The sequence below is a fragment of the Rhizobium sp. F40D2 genome, from assembly GCF_051810745.2.
GTDB lineage: Bacteria > Pseudomonadota > Alphaproteobacteria > Rhizobiales > Rhizobiaceae > Rhizobium.
On record NZ_JBPWQX020000004.1, the window covers coordinates 518,481 to 536,252 of the forward strand.

Annotated in this window: 13 protein-coding genes and 6 pseudogenes; 6 read left to right on the plus strand and 13 right to left on the minus strand. The window is 57.1% G+C overall.

Annotation, left to right across the window (positions count from 1 at the left end; translation table 11 throughout):
• Positions 1–46: 46 nt before the first annotated feature.
• A pseudogene (locus tag ACS4RS_RS31140) lies at positions 47–586 on the minus strand (PDZ domain-containing protein); the annotation flags it as partial.
• 128 nt (positions 587–714) lie between these two features.
• Positions 715–1,224, minus strand: coding sequence for an Hsp20/alpha crystallin family protein (locus tag ACS4RS_RS31145; RefSeq protein WP_184380991.1), 510 nt, complete (start codon positions 1,222–1,224; stop codon positions 715–717).
• Positions 1,225–1,533: 309 nt separating this feature from the next.
• Here ACS4RS_RS31145 and ACS4RS_RS31150 point away from each other — a divergent pair, with 309 nt between their 5' ends.
• Positions 1,534–1,767 (plus strand): hypothetical protein, encoded by a 234-nt coding sequence (locus tag ACS4RS_RS31150; protein WP_012556073.1) that lies wholly within the window; start codon positions 1,534–1,536, stop codon positions 1,765–1,767.
• A gap of 25 nt (positions 1,768–1,792) precedes the next feature.
• Here ACS4RS_RS31150 and ACS4RS_RS31155 read toward each other — a convergent pair whose 3' ends face one another.
• The 3 genes from ACS4RS_RS31155 to ACS4RS_RS31165 form a co-directional block, all read right to left on the minus strand.
• Entirely contained in the window at positions 1,793–4,003 is a 2,211-nt protein-coding gene (locus ACS4RS_RS31155; RefSeq protein ID WP_439012097.1) for an amylo-alpha-1,6-glucosidase, read from the minus strand.
• A 15-nt stretch (positions 4,004–4,018) separates the two neighbouring features.
• A complete protein-coding gene (locus tag ACS4RS_RS31160) occupies positions 4,019–5,113 on the minus strand; it encodes a glycosyltransferase (protein WP_439012098.1) in 1,095 nt (364 codons plus the stop codon).
• A gap of 97 nt (positions 5,114–5,210) precedes the next feature.
• A complete protein-coding gene (locus tag ACS4RS_RS31165; RefSeq protein WP_003595326.1) occupies positions 5,211–5,621 on the minus strand; it encodes a hypothetical protein in 411 nt (136 codons plus the stop codon).
• A gap of 452 nt (positions 5,622–6,073) precedes the next feature.
• Here ACS4RS_RS31165 and ACS4RS_RS31170 point away from each other — a divergent pair.
• Positions 6,074–6,371: pseudogene (locus ACS4RS_RS31170) on the plus strand (ATP dependent DNA ligase).
• Between the two features lie 493 nt (positions 6,372–6,864).
• On the opposite strand, the pseudogene ACS4RS_RS31175 reads toward ACS4RS_RS31170, so the two are convergent.
• Positions 6,865–7,120: pseudogene (locus ACS4RS_RS31175) on the minus strand (SOS response-associated peptidase); the annotation flags it as partial.
• Between the two features lie 642 nt (positions 7,121–7,762).
• On the minus strand, positions 7,763–7,945 hold the full coding sequence (locus tag ACS4RS_RS31180) for a hypothetical protein (RefSeq protein WP_003591008.1): 183 nt from the start codon (positions 7,943–7,945) through the stop codon (positions 7,763–7,765).
• 357 nt (positions 7,946–8,302) lie between these two features.
• Here ACS4RS_RS31180 and ACS4RS_RS31185 point away from each other — a divergent pair, with 357 nt between their 5' ends.
• Positions 8,303–8,734, plus strand: coding sequence for a hypothetical protein (locus tag ACS4RS_RS31185; protein WP_439012099.1), 432 nt, complete (start codon positions 8,303–8,305; stop codon positions 8,732–8,734).
• Positions 8,735–8,810: 76 nt separating this feature from the next.
• A pseudogene (locus ACS4RS_RS31190) lies at positions 8,811–8,945 on the plus strand (IS630 family transposase); the annotation flags it as partial.
• 65 nt (positions 8,946–9,010) lie between these two features.
• On the opposite strand, the pseudogene ACS4RS_RS31195 reads toward ACS4RS_RS31190, so the two are convergent.
• A pseudogene (locus ACS4RS_RS31195) lies at positions 9,011–9,856 on the minus strand (molybdopterin-dependent oxidoreductase); the annotation flags it as partial.
• A 125-nt stretch (positions 9,857–9,981) separates the two neighbouring features.
• On the opposite strand from ACS4RS_RS31195, the gene ACS4RS_RS31200 reads away from it, so the two are divergent.
• Complete coding sequence (locus tag ACS4RS_RS31200; RefSeq protein ID WP_439012100.1) at positions 9,982–12,165, plus strand: ATP-binding protein; 2,184 nt, start codon at positions 9,982–9,984, stop codon at positions 12,163–12,165.
• Between the two features lie 419 nt (positions 12,166–12,584).
• Here ACS4RS_RS31200 and ACS4RS_RS31205 read toward each other — a convergent pair whose 3' ends face one another.
• From ACS4RS_RS31205 to ACS4RS_RS31220, 4 genes are read right to left on the minus strand one after another with little or no spacing between them, the layout of a single operon-like run.
• Positions 12,585–12,911, minus strand: coding sequence for a hypothetical protein (locus ACS4RS_RS31205; RefSeq protein ID WP_179611274.1), 327 nt, complete (start codon positions 12,909–12,911; stop codon positions 12,585–12,587).
• Position 12,912: 1 nt separating this feature from the next.
• Positions 12,913–13,272: a hypothetical protein gene (locus ACS4RS_RS31210; protein ID WP_439012101.1), complete on the minus strand. Its 360-nt coding sequence runs from the start codon at positions 13,270–13,272 to the stop codon at positions 12,913–12,915.
• Entirely contained in the window at positions 13,272–14,492 is a 1,221-nt protein-coding gene (locus ACS4RS_RS31215; protein ID WP_003591014.1) for an Nramp family divalent metal transporter, read from the minus strand. The genes ACS4RS_RS31210 and ACS4RS_RS31215 overlap by 1 nt, the downstream gene beginning before the upstream one ends.
• On the minus strand, positions 14,489–14,782 hold the full coding sequence (locus tag ACS4RS_RS31220; protein ID WP_439012102.1) for a hypothetical protein: 294 nt from the start codon (positions 14,780–14,782) through the stop codon (positions 14,489–14,491). Before ACS4RS_RS31220 ends, ACS4RS_RS31215 begins: the two co-directional genes overlap by 4 nt.
• Before the next feature lie 810 nt (positions 14,783–15,592).
• Here ACS4RS_RS31220 and ACS4RS_RS31225 point away from each other — a divergent pair.
• Positions 15,593–15,784, plus strand: a pseudogene (locus tag ACS4RS_RS31225) (DUF1236 domain-containing protein); the annotation flags it as partial.
• Between the two features lie 405 nt (positions 15,785–16,189).
• Here the strand turns inward: ACS4RS_RS31225 and ACS4RS_RS31230 are convergent.
• Positions 16,190–17,470 carry a DUF3422 domain-containing protein gene (locus ACS4RS_RS31230; protein WP_439012103.1) on the minus strand — a complete coding sequence of 427 codons (1,281 nt, stop codon included), beginning with the start codon at positions 17,468–17,470 and terminating at the stop codon, positions 16,190–16,192.
• Positions 17,471–17,772: the final 302 nt, after the last annotated feature.

The window sequence follows — 17,772 nt, forward strand, 5'->3', positions numbered from 1 at the left end:
TCCGGCCGTGGACGAACCGCGGCCGGAAACATGAAGAGAGGGGCTTCTATGATCCGCTCACGCGTGCCTTAACCGTACGCTCCGAGCCAGTGCTCCTGACGGTCAGCTCGATCTGCGAGCCAACGGGCGTCAGGCCAATGCGATTGCGCAGATCAGCAGCACCATGAACCGGTCGACCATCGACAACCGACACCACGTCACCCGGTTTCAAACCCGCGCTAGCGGCCGGAGATCCTTGCTCAACCGCCGCGATCAGCGCGCCGCTTGCGTCATCCAGCCCGAGTGACGCTGCCATATCGGAATCAATATCCTGGATCGCCACGCCAAGCTTGCCGCGAATGACCTCGCCATGTTGGATCAGCTGGGTCATCACCAATCTTGCGATCTTGCCCGGTATGGCGAAGCCGATACCGATGTTGCCGCCAGCCGGGCTGAGGATCGCGGAGTTGATCCCCGCAAGCCTGCCGTCAAAGGTTACCAATGCGCCGCCCGAGTTGCCGGGATTGATCGAAGCGTCCGTCTGGATAAAATCTTCATAACCATCGCGGCTAAGACCGCTTCGGCCAAGCGCGCTGACGATGCCCGAGGGTCGGTTCATGGAGGCCCGCGTTATGTTTCCTGCTGTGTCTCTCTTGCAATCTCCGTTGTTAACCCCTCCCGGCTGGCGAAGGATACTGGCGGCCCAATCGACCCGGCCGCCGAGTGGTTAACCGATCAGCTTTTGATGGCGATACGCTTGACCTGCGACTGTGCCTTCTCGCTCTTCGGCAAGGTCACGGTCAGCACGCCGTTCTTGAAGCGGGCATCAACCTGGTCATCCTTGACCTCGACCCCGAGCGGAATGCGGCGCTCGAAACGGCCGTAATAGCGCTCGGAGAAGTTTCGGCCCTTGTCTTCGGACTCGGAGCGCTTTTCACCCTTCAGCGTCAGCACGCCGTCGTTGAGCAGGACCTCGATGTCCGTTTCTTCAAGGCCCGGCACCTCGGCGGTCACCTTGATCTCCTTGTCGGCGTCGGAGATCTCGATGCTCGGCCAGCCGGCACTGAAGGCGGAACCGCTCCCGAAGGTGGGCAGGCCGGAGCCAAAGCCGCGGAAAACGTCGTCGAACAGGCGGTTCACCTCGCGATGCAGCGACAGGAAGGGATCCCGATTGTCGTCGCGCAAGCCACTCGGAACCTGGTTGCCATTAGCGCGGCCCCAGGGAATCAGATCACGAACACTCATGGTTTTCTCCTTTCTGTTGATTCAGGTGGCAAAGTCTTTCCGTGACCGGAACAGGGGAGAGGAATCGAGGTTTGTCCTCATAGCCATATCCTCCTTGCAAGCAACATGGATACAAGGAGGCGCCAAGGGCACATGGCGCCTCCTGGACTTGTAGATTCCTAGTGGGTAATCGAACAATAGTGATATAATTCATGGGCTTGGAGTTTCAAGAGCAGTGCAGTTTTGCGATGTAAAATTGTTGGTTTCGTTTCCAAATACCAGATCTGGGTGAGGCCAGATCCAGATAAGTCCAGAAACGGAGTAACGGACATGACAATGACTTCTGACGACGTCATCGCCATCCTCGGGCCCGCCGACAAAACGCTTGTCGCCGAGGTCATCGCGACAGGTGCGACGCAGGCCGAACTTGCCGAGGCATTTGCATGGGCCAATAACGACGAAGCATTGATGGGTGAAGGCCGGCATTTGCCGACCGGCAGGGTTGCCAGGCTTGTCGATCTGCTACGGTCGGATGAAGAGGAAGAGGATTGGAAAGGCGGGTGACCCGCCTTCCGGAACCCTCTCTTCATCAGGCCGTGATGAGCACCTGAACATTGCCCTGGCGATTGATCACGTCGACAACGACCTGGCCTCCCGACCGGCGAATGGCGACGTCTGCCGAGCCGCCACCGATCAGCAGGCGTCGCAAGATCACCTCGTCGAGGAAGGAGGGAAGGCGCGGCATATTGAAGCTGATGAGCGGGCCGTTGGGGTCGAAGTCGAGGCCGAGACAGGATTGCAGCAGAGACAGGGGTGCTGCTGCAGCCCATGCTTGAGGCGAGCAGGCTACCGGATAAAAGGTGGGCCCGCGTGCCCTCTGGCGCGGCATGCCGCAGAGGAGTTCGGGGAGCCGTCGCAGGTCGATGTAGGTCGCGGCGGCGAACAGCCCCTCGAAGATCCGTGCCGCTTCGACGCGATAGCCAAAGCGGGCAAGGCCACTGGCGATCAGGGCATTGTCGTGTGGCCAGATCGAGCCATTGTGATAGCTCATCGGATTGTAACGTGCTTCGGTGGAGGGGATGGTACGAATGCCCCAGCCGCAGAAGGACGATGCGCTCATCAGAGTGCGGGTAAGCTGTTGGACCCGTTCAGGATAAGCAATGCCGGTGAATAGCGTATGGCCGGCATTTGAGGATCGAACCCGGCAGGGTCGCTTATCTCCGTCGAGGGCCAACACATATGTGCCAAGCTCCTCGTCGAAGAAGCTGATGTCGAAAGCCCGGCGCAGTCCCTCCGCCCGCGCGAGAAAACTCGCGGCTCGTTCCGGCCTGCCCGTCCGCCTGAAGATTTCAGCAGCACTTTGCCACGCGCCGTAGACATAAGCCTGGACTTCGGCGATCGCGATCGGCCCCCGGGCCAATGTGCCGTCAGCATGGAAAACCGAATCGTGGCTGTCTTTCCATGCCTGATTGATCAGTCCTTCCTCCGTCAGCCGTCCATATTCAACGAAGCCGTCGCTGTCGCGATCGCCATATTCGTCGATCCATGTCAGCGCCGCTTCGACATATGGCAGGAGCCGGTCGACCGTCGCAAGATCACCGGTTCGCTGAAGATAGGCGCCAGCTAGCATTACAAATAGCGGCGTAGAATCGACGCTGCCGTAATAACGTCCGAACGGAACCTCGCCAAGTTCGGCCATCTCGCCGTAGCGCGTTTCGTGCAGGATCTTGCCCGGCTCGGCGTCCGAAGCAGGATCGAGAGTCGTCGCCTGGTTGGCTGCCAGATAACCGAGAACGCCGCGGGCGATCTCCGGATCGAGCCAAAGCGTCTGAAGCGCGGTGATCAGAGCGTCGCGGCCGAAGACGGTACTGAACCAGGGGATGCCGGCATAGGGATAGGGACCTTCTGCCTTGTCGGTCAGCAACATGTAGAGGTCGGAGACGCTGCGGCGCGAGACTTCGTTGAAGATCTCGTTCGAGGTGGCGATCAACGCCGCGCGCGAGGAAGAGGCGCGCAACGCACGACGGGCGTCCCGCAAGGCCAGGAAGAAAGAAAGGCGGCTCAGTCGGTCGGCGGAGGTCTGGTCGCAGCCGATCTGGATGAACAGCGATTTGGTCTCGTGTGGCTCTAGATGGAGATCGAAGGTGACAAGATCGCTCCGAATCTCGGTCGGTTCCGGCATGAAGGAAAGTCGCGTCGACCTCTTGCGATCGTCCAAGCCAATATAGCAAAGGAGGATGCTATCTTGTTCTATGACGGCAGGAAGATGGCGCCCTCGCCTTGCCCTTGCGGTTCCCCGGACTTCGAAAAGGTCAGCGAAATCGGCATCAAACGCGATCTGGATGCGGACATGTTGCCGACGCTCGTCATAGTTCCTCACGGCCAGCCGTTCATAACAACAGGCATTCCAGAGAAAGCGCGACCTGCGCAGATGAATGGTGTCATGGCCGAGAACCAGCCTTCCCTTGTCATCGAATTGATCAGGATTGGTGAGATCGCAGGTCAGCGTGGCATTGTCATCGCGCAGTGTCGACGACAGGAGCATCGGCCGCTGCCCGGTGATCGTCAGGTAGAGATGCGAGAGGTAACGGGTATCCCGGTGAAAGAGACCTTCCGGACTGCCGGGACCGGAAAGAGCATCGCCATTGTGGTCGAAGACGGCGAAAGTATCGCCGTGCTTCAGGGTGCGCGGCCGGCGCTCCTGCAGCGATGCGGCGGCCGGAATGAAAAACTGAGCGACCGCCGCCGCCGGGCCCGGCGATGCCGCGGCGGAGTTGCTGTCCGCAGAAATGTTTGACATGTCTCCTCCTTGACGTCAGGCAACGGCCTGCAGGTCGGGCGCCTGACCATTTGACCGACGGATTGGCGCGGCTTTGGTACGAACGCCCGGCAAGTTGCGGTAGATGTCGACATAGTCGCACGCCATCCGTTTCGCGGTGAAGCGCTTTTCGAATGCTGCCCGTACCCTTTGCCGATCGAGCCGCAGCGCCCATTCGACGTTCTCAGCCGCCTCGGTGACGCTGTCGACGAGAATGCCGGAAATGCCATTGTCAATGACCTCGGGTACCGAGCCACAGCCGAAAGCGATCACTGGCGTGCCGCAGGCCATGGCCTCGATCATCACCAGCCCGAAGGGCTCCGGCCAATCGATCGGGAAGAGCAGGGCGCCAGCATTACCAAGGAAGTCAGCCTTCTGATGTTCGTCGATCTCGCCGATGAATTCGACATTCGGATGGCTCTTCACCATCGGCTCGATTAGGGTTTCCCAATAGGCCTTGTCGGCATTATCGATCTTGGCGGCGATCTTCAGCGGCATTCCAACCTTTGCCGCGATCTGGATCGCGCGGTCGGGGCGCTTTTCCGGAGAAATCCGCCCAAGGAAGGCAAGGTAATTGCCCCTAGGGTTCTGCGTGAAGGGAAGAAGGTCGGCAGGCAATCCGTGATAGACCGTTCCGCGCCAGTCGACCGGTGGCATCGGGCGGCGCTGGTCATCGGAGATCGACACCAGCGGAATATCGGGAAAGGCCTTGTAAACGGGCTTGAGATCCGGCAGGTCGAGACGCCCGTGCAATGTCGTGACGGTGCGATCGGCAAAGTCGCGGATCAGCGGAAAATGCAGGAGATCGATATGGAAGTGCAGCACGTCGAATTCGTGCGCCCGCCGGCGGATCTCCTCCAGCATCACGACCTGATGCGGCAGATGGTCCTTGATGGCCGGATTAAGACGCAACGCGACATCGGAGCATCCTACGAGGCGCGCGCCGGTAACAGAATCGCTGCTGGCAAACAGCGTGACATCATGGCCCTGACGGACCAGTTCTTCGGTGAGATAGGAAACAATGCGCTCGGTTCCCCCATAAAGCTTGGGCGGAACGCTTTCAGCAAGTGGTGCGATCTGAGCGATCTTCATCGGCAAAGCCTCCTCAGCTAAGGGTCGTCGCCAAAAACCCTGTTCGTGTCCTTCAGGCACACGGGTGTTACGTCGAAGTCTACATCTCAAATGGCTGTCAGCATCGATCTCCTTTCCGGTAGCCGGAGAGGCCAAGGCCACCAAACCGACGCGCTCCCGCTCTGCGGCGGCGTGCCCTGCGGACGTCAATGGATTTGGATTTAGGCGAGTCTTGAACCCCAGATTGCAGATTGTGCCCGTCCAAAGTTTTCAGCGCTTCAATGATCTCGTCATAGGAGACGGCTTCATCCGCACCGGGATAAAGACGAACCGCCGGAATAGACTCGACGGCAAAGATGTCGGATGCCCACGACGCGAGAATGGCGCGCTTTTCGTCATCGCCGATATCGTTGGCGGTAAGCACGTCACGCGGGTGACCAAAATGTTTCGCCGGATGCAGCAGGTGGTCGGCGCTGATCGCTGCCCTGGCTTCGTCCGGTATCGAATTACTGGCGGTTTCCTTTCTCATGGTCTGGCTCCATTAGCCTGCGGTTGGCCGGACCGGATGACCAGTCCGGGCGGATGCAAAACCTGTTGTCGAGCACTTTGCGCGAAAAGATTTGGTTCTGACATTTTTCGATTTCAAGAGAGAGCGAAACGAAAAATTAGTATTCATGCTCCTGCGCTGCTAACCCGCTAAAAAAGAACAACAATCCCGTTATTGCCATAAATCTTGCGCCACCTTCGCAATGTCGGTGCGGAGGCCATCAGGCTTTCTGAAGAGATCGATGCTGACGGTAAAGCTTTTGCGTTATTGCGTGCGATGTTGGGCTCGAAGGCATCATCGCGAAAGACCGCAACAACCCGTATAGCATCGGTCGCCTCGGCGATTGGCTCAAGATCAAGTGCATTCAGAGCGATCGCTTCGCGATCGTCGGCTATGAGAAGTCCACAGCATCGTTCGGGGTCATCGGCCGGCTACTGCTCGCCGCGCGCAAAGGAGGCGAGCTCGTATATGTCGGGGGACTGGGGACGGGGTTTAACGAACGTTCCGTGAGCGAGCTCCGGGAGCAGATGGATAGGTTAACCATCGCCAAGCCGGCCGTCGACACCGGACGGAAGCGAAACGCGGTCCTTTATCGAGCCAAAGCTCGTTGCCGATATTGAATATCGCGAGTGGACGCATGAAGGAAAGCTGCGACAGCGTCATATACGCGGCTGCGTGACGCTGCTTATGAGGCTGGCGTTTATGAGGTTCCTTAACGCTTCCCGGAGATAGGCGATTTCTCGGGCATGGCATGTAACCGCAAGGCTTGGCCAGCTGCGTAGTTTTGCGCGAACTCTTCGTTTAAAAATTCACGCTCAGTGCACTCATCGCCTTCGGTTATAACCACAATCCATTTTCCATCGCGTTCGAAAACCCTCACGGAATTTGCGCTCATCGGCCAACCCTCTTTAGCCCTCGACGTGCACAAGGAATTCTACGATATGCGCGCGCAAAGTCGAGTCGCCTATTCTGATTGCGACCTGGGGCCGCAGTCCAATCTTAGAGTTTGGCCAGCTTAAGGCCTCGACTCCTGTACGAGTCACTGTTGCCACAATGGCCCTGCGCGTTCAAGCCGAGCCGCGTGTGCCCATCCAGCACATGCACCGGCAGGTAGGTGCTCCTCTCCTCCATTCCCCACGACGAACTTGATGGTGTCGTTGGGCGTCAATCAGAACCCGCCGGCCAGTTCGCGAATGACTTCTTCCACATCATCATCCATCGACACACCTGTCGCATTGCGCAAGGCGGAGCGCTGCTCGACGTCCCGATCTTTCGACCGGAACACCCGCCGCTTGTCGGGTCCCGGCCCAACTCCAGCGCCGCTGCACGAGCTCGGCCTCATCGCCGGCTCCATCGATCGTTCGGACGATGGGGCCGGGATGGGTGATCATCTTGATGTCCTCACGTGCCTCAAAGTTAATGTTTGCCTCACCAAAGCAGATCTTGATTTTCGGGTCGGTGAAGCCCTTCGCGATGCGCAACTGCCTGGATCGGTGCCGCCGGCGACTTCATGTAGCGCGGCGTAAGCAAGACCACTTAGCCGCAGACGTGATCGCTATTGAGTGGGCGATGCCTTTCGAAGCACCGGGCATTGGCGGTAATATGTCTGTTGAGACTTCCGGAGGTCGGTCAGCTGACACAATCCGGACCTGGCATCTGCTGGAGTTCCAACCCCTTGGTCATGCATCATCGCTGGCGGTCGTCTTGATCTAGGTGCTTCGTAGCCTTTCCGACGAGCGTGAGAGCATCCGCCATCACACGGATGCCCGGTGATACGGCAAGGGCGATACACTCGGGAGACCCGGGGCCCGCCTGGGATGACGCGCTTGCGTCCGACCGCCCCATCCTGCTTGAGGTCAAAACCGACCCCTAAGTCCCAACTATGCCGCCGCATCTCGCTTTCGAGCGTACCAGCCCCGTCTGATTAGGGTCCAGCGCCATAAATTCGTATCGCTGCCGACAGCTCGTGCGTATTGCTGATATGGCCTCGGCGGTCGGTGACTATCAGGAATACCTCTATAGCGATGCGACCTCGATCTCAACGCCCACTCTCTAGCGCTTTATCCGGACAAAGGCGATGAACCCTGTGCCAGCCATGGGCCAGCGATGGGCCGGGCGTAACACTATCGCCACCGAGGCTGTCGCTGGACGTTATGAAGAAGTTCGGATGCTGTAGCAAAGTGGCCGAACAGCTGCAGCAGGCGGGTTTCCTCGATATCAGTGAGTTGGTGACGCTTGGCGAAATCCCTAACCGACCAAATGGGTTTTGTTTCGACATTCTCGAGAGATTCAATACGCTGCATCATTACTCAGTCCTCCTACTACAACGCAGATGAAGTAGGCATTTCTAAATTAGAAATATATTAAATAAGACATGTCCAACTCGTTGGTACGTTACCGAACACCTTCCCGCGATCTAGTGGACCTTCCCCGCGTTACAAGGCCTCCAGAAACTCGACTGATCCGCCGGCCGCGCGTTCAGTGCTCCTTACGTCTTCGCCTCATTTTTCAGGGAGCTTCGGCTTTCGCGAGACCTGGTATCTGCTTTCGCTGAACCTCTGGCGTGGAGCAACTGTCTTTCGCTGGCACCCCTGGGAGATATTGATTCTTGCCGGTCGTTCTCAGCAGCTTGTGTAATTGCTCTAGAGCAGATTGCGACTTGGTTGAATCGGGATTCCGTTTTTGTCGCAAATCAGATTTGGTTGAATGAGCCATGGAGGCTTGTTCGATGGGTCGTGCTTATTCGATGGATTTGCGACGAGACATGTCATGCGGTTGCCGCCGCTCTGAATGTCGCGCCGTCGAGCGTGATCAAATGGGCGCAGCGCCAGCGCCGTACCGGCAGTGTTGAGCCGGGCAAGATGGGTGGTCATCGACGGGCGTTGATCTGCGGCGAGCATCGCGGCTGGGTCTTGTCGATGATCGATGGGCCGGAGCATGTGACGCTTGAGTGGCTGGCGCGGGGATTGCAGGATCGCGGCCTCAAAGTCCATCCAGCCAATATCTGCCGCTTTCTCCATCGCGAAGGCAAAAGCTTCAAAAAAAACCGTGCTGCCGGCAGAGCAGAACAGGCCGAAGCTGGCCCGCCAACGTGAACGGTGGAAGCGCCATCAGGGCGCGATCAATCCTGATCGCCTTGTGTTCATTGACGAAACCTGGGTGAAGACGAATATGGCGCCGCTCAGGGGCTGGGGCGAACGGGGCAAACGCCTGATCGCCCATGTCCCGCACGGTCAGTGGAGAACGATGACGTTTGTCGCAGCCCTCAGAAACGACCGGCTCGATGCACCATGGGTCCTCAACGGGCCGATCAATGCCAATGCCTTTCTGACCTACGTCGAGAAGGAACTCGTTCGGACCTTGTCACCGGGAGAGGCGGCAAAGGCGACCGTTGCGGCATTCGACGGATCCTTTGGCACGGCATCGCTGCCAGCGACCTTGCTGATCCCTGATGCCTTCAAGGCATCGTCGGCTTCGATCAGCGCCTTGCAGATGCCGAAGAGTGCTGCAATGTCGCCCCCGTTCCTGACCTGGTAGTATTCCGACGAGATCGGTGTCGAGTGGCCTGTCAGCATCTGGCTCGGCATTTGCGGATTGATGAAGCGCTCGAGGCCGGGTTCGCGCAAAGGGTTGAATGTGACGATCTTAACGCCTCTGTCGACGGCGTCTTGGAGGTCGTGAAGCATTCGCGGCGATGAGGTGTTGACGTTCTGAGCGAGGTAGAAAATGCAGTCGCAATTCTGAAAATCGGAGAGCATTGCGGTGCCGACGGAGGATCCGATACTTTCCGGCAGGGCGACTGAGGAGCTTTCGTGACACATGTTGGAGGAGTCGGGCAGGTTGTTGCTGCCGAAGATGCGGGCGAAAAGCTGGTACATGTAGGCCGTTTCCAGCGAGGCCCGTCCGGAAGTGTAAAAATCGACCTGTTGCGGAGCGAGTGCCCGGAGCTCCCGCCCGATTTCTTCGAAGGCATCAGACCAGCTCACCGGCTCGTATTTGTCATTCGCGCTGTTCCAGCGCATCGGGTGGGTCAGGCGGCCCTGCTCCTCCAGATCATGATCGCTCCACTCTTCCAGCTCATGAAGGGTATGGGCGGCGAAAAAGCCACGATCTGCACGCCGGGAGGTGATTTCCCAGGCGGTCGCCTTTGCGCCGTTCTCGCAGAATTCCATGGGGTGAGGTTTGGCAGGCTTGGCCCAGGCGCAGCTGACGCACATATAGCCGTCGGCCTTGTTTTGATCAACAGCCAAGGTTGTGACAGCGTCAGAGCGACTGCTGGACCAGCAAGATGCTTGTGATACTTTGGAGCCAATTCGCGCCCTTACACTCCCGATGGTAGAAGATGACCTCATCCACGTACCTGCCTGCCGAGCGACTTCAGCAGATCCTCGACAGTGCCGTCGATACCGGCATCATTATCTTAGACCCGCACGGAATCGTCGTCAGTTGGAGCAAAGGGGCCAGCAATCTGCTTGGCTGGACTGAAGATGAGATGGTGGGAAAGACTCTGCTCGAGATTTTTCCCGCGCATCAGGATGCCGCGGGTTTGCTCGCCACCGAACTTGCCGATGCAAAGGCAAACGGCAAGGGTGGCGGCGAGGGGTGGCGATTTCGGAAGGACGGGAGCAAAATCTGGGCGGTTGGTGAAACCACGCCGCTGTTTGCCGATGGCGAAGGCTTAATCGGTTTCGTAAAAATTCTCAGAGATCGCACAAGGCAGCGGCGGACCGAATCCGCGCTGCGCGAGCGCACTCGCGCGCTGGAGGTTCTTAATCGTGCAGGAGCTATCCTGGCACGCGAAAACGATCTGGAACGGCTTGTTCAGGCGGTGACGGACGCCGGCGTCGAACTGACGGGGGCGCAATTCGGCGCGTTTTTCTACAACCTTGTCGATCACGCCGGCGAAAGCTACATGCTCTATTCGCTTGCGGGCGTGCCGCACGAGGCGTTCTCAAGCTTCCCCATGCCTCGCAACACGGCCGTATTTTCCGCAACATTCAAAGGGGAAGGCATCGTTCGGTCAGATGATATCACGCAAGATCCTCGTTATGGACAAAATGCTCCCTACGCGGGGATGCCGGAAGGGCATCTTCCCGTGAGGAGCTATCTCGCGGTCCCTGTCATTTCTCGAACAGAAGAGGTGATTGGAGGGTTGTTTTTCGGCCACGCTGATACCGGCGTGTTCAGCGAGGAGTCGGAACGGGGATTGCTCGGTCTTGCCGGTGAGACGGCTGTTGCCATCGACAACTCTCGGCTTTTCGAGGCTGCACAGCGCGAACTGGAGGAACGACGGCGCGCGGAAGAGGCTCTGAAGGAGCTGAACGCTCATCTCGAAGATCTTGTAATGCAGAAGACGGATGAGTTGACCCGCAATGCCGAAGCCTTACGGCAAGCGCAAAAGATGGAGGCGGTTGGGCAGCTGACCGGTGGCGTCGCGCATGATTTCAATAATCTGCTACAGATCATCGTTGGAAATCTCGACACGCTGTTGCGGACTCTGCCGGCTGAGGCAACCCGGCTTCGCCGCGCTGCTTCGCAGGCGATGGGCGGTGCCGAAAGAGCGGCGGCGTTGACCCAACGGCTCCTCGCCTTCGCCAGGCGCCAGCCGCTTGATCCGAAACCTGTCGACGCCAATAGCCTTATTCGGGGGGTGTCGGACCTTTTGCATCGAACGCTGGGAGAAATTTACGAGGTGGAGATCGTTCTTGCAGGCGGCCTTTGGAAAACTGAAGCAGATCCGAATGCGTTGGAAAGTGCCCTTCTTAATCTGGCCATCAATGCACGGGACGCGATGTCGGATGGCGGGAAGCTCACGATCGAGACCTTCAACGCGCACCTGGATGAAGCCTATTCAGCAAATCATGCTGAAGTGGTTCCGGGACAATATGTTGCAATATCTGTCTCCGATACTGGATCGGGGATGGACGCAGAAACCGTCGCTCGCGCTTTCGAGCCTTTTTTTACGACCAAGGATCAGGGGAAAGGGACCGGGCTTGGCCTAAGCCAGGTCTACGGCTTCGCCAAGCAATCGAAAGGACATGTGAAAATCTACTCAGAGCTTGGGCAAGGGACAACCGTCAAGATTTACCTGCCGAGGCTCCTATCGGGGCATGTCGATGAGGAAGCCATTGCCCCTCTCCCACTCCCCGAAGCGGCTGTCGGCGAGATCATTCTGGTGGTTGAGGATGACCCCGACGTCGTGACCTATTCTGTGGAGTCATTAAAGGAGCTCGGTTATCGCGTCTTGGAAGCCAAGGACGGTCCAACGGCATTGCAGGTTCTGGCGTTCAACCTACCGGTGGATCTTATATTTACCGATGTCGTGTTACCCGGGGGCATGAGCGGCGCGGATGTGGTCGCAAGGGCGAGGGAACGTCAACCGTCGATCAGGGCCCTGTTCACGACCGGTTATTCTCGCAATGCCATCGTCCATCAGGGCCGGCTCGATAAGGGGGTCCATCTCCTGCAGAAGCCATTTGCACTCGCAGATCTCGCCTTGCGCATCAGGAACGTGCTCGATCGGTAGCATGGGGCGGCCATGTAGTTTCTTTTAGCCGGTTGGCGTTTCGCCCATGGCGAACACCACCGCATTTCCTACTTTTCGCGCAGGCCTGGTAGGAAGCAAACCGCAAACCGCATAGTGGGTCCGTCCTCGAAACTGGCGGCTGAACGAACATCAGTTTCTTGCGCCCGAGTGGCGTGGCCCCCAAATCGGTTCTCAACTTGTCGAGCGTGGTGTGCGCTGTCTGCCGTGTAATGCCCGTCATCGCTGGGAACGGGCATAGAAAGGCTGTCGTCCTTTTTGCGGAATAGTGAAGTCCGAAAAGGCGGCGGAGGTTGAGTCCGATGATCGTGCCAGCTCGCTCGATAGTGAGTCCTGTCGCCATCGTCGTGCTCGGAAGCTGCCGTCGACAGATGCGGTTATGCCGGCTGACACCGCAACGGCTATTTCTTCAAATGGCTGCCGTCCAGCGGGGCAAGTTCCGTTTCGTCGCAAAGCAGCCTCAACTCGGCTTTGCCGAGTTCGATTTGATTCCAGCGTATGCGATAGCCGCAATGCCTCCGGCGGAGGTGAAAAAGATCAAGTAGCTCTATACCTAATGGCGATGCAGACATTCGCTCCATGGCGGCGTATAGGCCGACATGGAACTCGGTTATAACAAGATCTGGCCCGTCTTGTTCGGCCCGTATCGCTTCGATATGGCCAATCGTTTTGCCCGCTCTCGATGAGACGGCCCGGCCCAGAAGCAATTCGATATTGATCTCCACCATTTTAGGCTCCGGGAATTTTACCCACCACTCTTTCTCGCAGCCAGTCTTGCCAGTCAAAAATCGCGGTGTCTTTCACGGCCGCGTTCAACTGAACGTCAATCCCAATCCCGTGGACAGCGCTCCACGCCACGCGATGGGGTCTGGAGTGTCGATCACCGCCAAGTTTGGTGGCAAACCAAGTTATCCATCGCTGCGGTCGGTGACCAAGTCGACCGGCCATCGCAATAGCGCCGACTTCTATCGCGACCACGCGGGGAGGGCCATCTTGGCGCAGTTCGGCGACGATGCCGTCTACCTTGCCCATCTTCACGCCGTCGCGGTCGAGCAGTTGCTTGTCCAGAACATCATGCAGCAAATCCATCACGTGCCTCCGAGCAGCTCCAGCGGGATGGTCACAATCGCCAGGACAGAGCCGAGAAGAATGATCAAGACGACTGCCGAATTAGAAATAATGCCGTTCCCATGTTTTCCAACATATCGCTCATCATTCATCAGGAAGAGAAACGGAACGACTGTCAGCGGGAGCGTGGCAGCAGTCAAAGCCATGGACAGAATTGTCAGATTTAGCGGATCGACCCCAAAGGCGATCGGGATGGCCGCAAACAAAAGTGCCAGCGTGTAGGCAGCACTGAATCCTGGGTCTTCACTCGGTTTGCGGTCTTCGCCCCAGTTCCAACCCAGTCCCTGAGCCGCCAGGTATGCCTGCTGCAACCCAACTTCCAGGATCGCGCCGAAACAGGCGATACCCAAGGAAGCAACAAATAACCAGTATCCCCAAAGGCCAAACACGGGGACCAGCATGGTCGGCAACTGATGGTAATCGGTAACTTCATCCACCCCATTCGGAGCCAGCACAAGGCCGGCAACGATCAGCACGGCGATCGATATTGTGCCGCCAAAGCTCATTCCAAGTCCTGCGATGATGCGATTGGTGCCTAGATACGTTTTGTCCCACCGGTCTTCGACGGCTCCAGATGAATAGAACAGGAATAGGTAGGGTGATATCGAGGCGCCGAGAATGCTGACGGCCATAAACCAGTAGCTGGCGTGGTCATGCTGCGGCATGCTTGGCAAAACACTGGCGGCCACCGTCTTCAAATCAGGTTTAAGCAATACTGCCGCAACGACGAAACAGAGCGTCACCAACCCAAGGATGGAAACGCCTTTCTCGATGAAACCGAAAGTGCCCCTCCAGAGCAACAACCAGGCAATGAACGCAACGGCGAGCGCCCACCACTGAAAAGCGATGCCTGTGGCAAGCTCCAGGGCAACAGCCGTGCCTCCTATTTCGGCGGCAAGGACCATCAGATTGAGCAACAGAGTCGAGAGGAATGGAAGCAGGAAAAAATTGAAACCGAACCGCTCACGGATGCCATCCGAAATCGTATGGCCGCTCACCGCGGCAAAACGCCCAGCCATTTCAACAAGAAAAATGATGCATATCGTGCCGAGCACGATCGCCCAGATGAGCTGAAGACCAAATGCCGATCCCGCTTGGGCAGCCGTCGCCAGCGATCCGATTTCAAGAAAGCCGCCAACACTCGTCACAATTCCAAGCGATATTTCCAATATCTTCTTCATGTGGAGCGTCTCGTACCTGAAATCAGGCTGAGCCGATCGACCGCATCGTGCAGCTGCATTATCGTTCGCAGGGTGTCGTGATCTCCATGCGCAACCTGATTCTGCGCCTCCGCAAGTAGATTGACTATGTCGCTCACCGACCTCGTTAGTAATTCGCGCTTTGTCGGGTCGACGCCGTGGACGGTTTCGATTTCAGAAGCAGCACTTTCGACACTGCGCTGCATCGACTGCAAGGTCTGCTGTACATAAGCGTCCGGTAGCTGCTCCAAGTGCCAGCCAGTGAGCGCCATGCGGGCAGAATTCGAGCAGGACGCAATAATTCTTGATTGCGCGCTGACTTGGTCAGTACCGGAAGAGGAGCAGCCTGATAGGGCTGCGACCAAGCAAAGAATACCTACGTGGCTTTTCGAGAAATTCCGACGGTCCATGTTTGTTCGGCCAGCGCTTTATTGCCTTCACCGTAAAACGCAGGTCCAATGAGCATGTTCCGGGCATGCTTCGTATGCCGTTCATCGCTCTCATGACCATTCTCTGCGTAGGCACTGGGACAGCTCTGGCCAGTGTCTGACCGCAGCTCATCCGCCTTAAGGTTATCCACCGAAAGATCGCGGTTGCGAGAAAGAACCCCGCAAAAGCGGGGATCAATAAGGAGGGGGTGTTTTCTCTATACGCGCGACAGTGCGCGCTACTTAGTACTTTGTCATATTCTAAGAATTTTGCAATAATAACACTTTTCTAAGCTAAATGTACGGTTGCGACAGGAGAAGAAATCTAAAATTTTGGAAAATATAACTAAAGTATTTATATTTTATATTATTCGTGCGGCCTCTCGACGAGAACTTGCTAAGCCCCAGCATTGTGTCTCCTGTACGTTGGGCGGCCGTCAATGTTCAGAGATGTAATGAAAAGGGCGCCCAACTCGAACTTTCAGGCAAGCAGGTAGGCCTGCGAGCCAACGCCGGTCTGCCATTACGGCAAAGATGATCGTGATCCCAGTTTGATCCAACGGCGGGATAGTCCGCTGTTAAAACGAGGAAACGTCATGAAACTCGGACAGCAGGAATCGCAGCCGCGGTACGGCCTTCGCTCAGTCGGCAATGCCCTCTGAGAAGTTGATCACCTTTGTACAAAAGGCTCCGGCTCCTAAGGAACTCATCGTGATCCAGGAGAAGATCGTCGTCGGCCAACCGCTTCCCGACACCGTCGTCATAACGCCGATTCCGGAAAAAACGGGCTACTCCTATGCGATCGTCAATGACGAGCGTGTCACTGTCGAACCCTCCACCAGACAGCGCACTTCCTTTGCCGACGCACTCGTTCAAAGGCAAGCGCAACGAAACTCTGCGGTATTCCGAACGGTGGTTGAATAAGAACGGCTACTCCATACAACTGCATGGCAATCACCTGAGCGGGAAACCGGTGGCGACGATATAAAGGATCAACGGCAAAGCTAGTCATGCCGCCAAATCCCACATTTCGATGGCCGATCGGTTAGCGTTACGGTGCAGTCGCCTTGGCTTTGACGAAGCGACCAATTTTGTAAAATTCTTTCGGCGAAAAACAGGTTCAACTCCGGGACTATTCAGACGAGAACGCCGCTGAGAGGCTATCTCCGAAACGCCGGATCGTAGCCTGTCGGACGCGTTGCATCGAGGCCGCAGGTGTCCATGCTGCCACACTGTCGGGCTGCGCGATCTCTAGCTCTCTGCCTTTAGGGCATGCTTGACGCGGAGGATGGTAATCACAACAGATCCTACAACCACCGGAACAGCGACGAGCTTGATCACCGGATCGAAATGAATTCCTGCGTGGTCTGCTGTCTCATATATAAATTTCAGCAAGCTCAGCAAGTAGTAGCTAATCGCGATCATCGAAAAGCCTTCGACCGCGCGCTGGATCTTGACCTGCGTCGCGGCCCGATCAGCCATCGCCTGGATCTGTGTAGCGTTCTGGAACTCAATTTCGACCTGGATTCGGGTTTGTAGCAGATCGAGCAGGTGCATCGCAGCCCTTGACAGGTGCTCAAGCCTCAACGCGGTTGCTTCGCAGGTACGCACAGCAGGCTTGAACCGGCGCTCCACGAAGGTACCGAAACGTTGAAAGCCGGGGACATGGGTTTCCCGTAAAAGGGCGATCCTCTCTTCAACGATTTTGGCGTAGGCAGCGGTTGCGCCAAACCTGTTTCGGGTCTCCGCGGTGGCTGAAATGATATGCGACGAGAGAAGGGTAATTTCCTCGAGCAATAGCTTGTGCTGATGTGCAGGCGTACTCAAGTTTCGATTGGTCAGCCGAACGAGTTCCGCGTCATATCCGCCCAGAAGCGGGGCAAGACGACGCGCCTCCGGCAATCCCAGCAGCGCCATTGACCTATAGGTTTCGATCTCAAAGATCCGCCGTACCATGCGCCCAAGCCGATGTGCATTCAGGTCTTTATTGAACAGGATGATTCTACTTGAATTGTCCCCTCGAACGCGAAAATCGGAGCAAATCTGTGCCGCCCCGCCGCCGATTGATGACGCGGCGGTATCGCCGAAGTCGAGCGATTTTAGAACCGTTCCCAGCTGATCAGGAGGGTTTCCGAGTACAAGGATACTCACGTGGCAAACGAGCAGTGGAGAGCTCAACCCTGCTAGCCGCGCAAAATCACCTTCACAAAGGTCAGTTTCCGGCCAACCCTCGGGCTCGCTGGCCAATTTTCGGACCCGCGTGACCGTCACGAACTCAGTGTGCCGTTCAACTCTGACTGAAATTCCACCGTCGGCTTCGAGACTATCGTGGAACTCCATGATCACGCCATCCATCGGCATGAAAGCAACGTGCTCGACGATCGCCGGACCGGTAAAATAAATCGACGGGCGAGCGTGAAGCTCCGAGTTGAAGTCTGCCATGTTCTGTTCGAAAGCAACCGCATTAGAGACCTGTGATGCGGAAGCAGACACCGTCGCGGAGAATGCTTCTTCTGCGCCCTTTGAAATCATGTCTGTCTTCCCCATTTCCGAAAGCATACCAATCGGCAAGCCTATATGAAGTCAATGCAGTCAACTTGAAAATCCCCCCTGGGTGGAAGAATTTGCCGTCGTGGAGGTCCAATCTGTTGCGGTCGACTTGTGTGCGGCAAGCCAAGGGTATTGCTTTCCGGTTGACAGGACTCAACACTCGGTCGGCTAGCGCCGACCGTGCCGCCACGCCCACCTCCGAGCTTTTGAGCGGACATACGCGGCGGTAAGGCGGATACCACCTGCATCAGGTCCGACGACGCGTGTCCTCGTTAACACGAGTC

Coding starts and splice junctions, on each gene's coding strand:
- ACS4RS_RS31145 (WP_184380991.1), bottom strand. CDS start 1,224: ATGAGTGTTCGTGATCTGATTCCCTGGGGCCGCGCTAATGGCAACCAG.
- ACS4RS_RS31150 (WP_012556073.1), top strand. CDS start 1,534: ATGACAATGACTTCTGACGACGTCATCGCCATCCTCGGGCCCGCCGAC.
- ACS4RS_RS31155 (WP_439012097.1), bottom strand. CDS start 4,003: ATGTCAAACATTTCTGCGGACAGCAACTCCGCCGCGGCATCGCCGGGC.
- ACS4RS_RS31160 (WP_439012098.1), bottom strand. CDS start 5,113: ATGAAGATCGCTCAGATCGCACCACTTGCTGAAAGCGTTCCGCCCAAG.
- ACS4RS_RS31165 (WP_003595326.1), bottom strand. CDS start 5,621: ATGAGAAAGGAAACCGCCAGTAATTCGATACCGGACGAAGCCAGGGCA.
- ACS4RS_RS31180 (WP_003591008.1), bottom strand. CDS start 7,945: ATGATGCAGCGTATTGAATCTCTCGAGAATGTCGAAACAAAACCCATT.
- ACS4RS_RS31200 (WP_439012100.1), top strand. CDS start 9,982: ATGACCTCATCCACGTACCTGCCTGCCGAGCGACTTCAGCAGATCCTC.
- ACS4RS_RS31205 (WP_179611274.1), bottom strand. CDS start 12,911: ATGGTGGAGATCAATATCGAATTGCTTCTGGGCCGGGCCGTCTCATCG.
- ACS4RS_RS31210 (WP_439012101.1), bottom strand. CDS start 13,272: ATGGATTTGCTGCATGATGTTCTGGACAAGCAACTGCTCGACCGCGAC.
- ACS4RS_RS31215 (WP_003591014.1), bottom strand. CDS start 14,492: ATGAAGAAGATATTGGAAATATCGCTTGGAATTGTGACGAGTGTTGGC.
- ACS4RS_RS31220 (WP_439012102.1), bottom strand. CDS start 14,782: ATGGCGCTCACTGGCTGGCACTTGGAGCAGCTACCGGACGCTTATGTA.
- ACS4RS_RS31230 (WP_439012103.1), bottom strand. CDS start 17,470: ATGATTTCAAAGGGCGCAGAAGAAGCATTCTCCGCGACGGTGTCTGCT.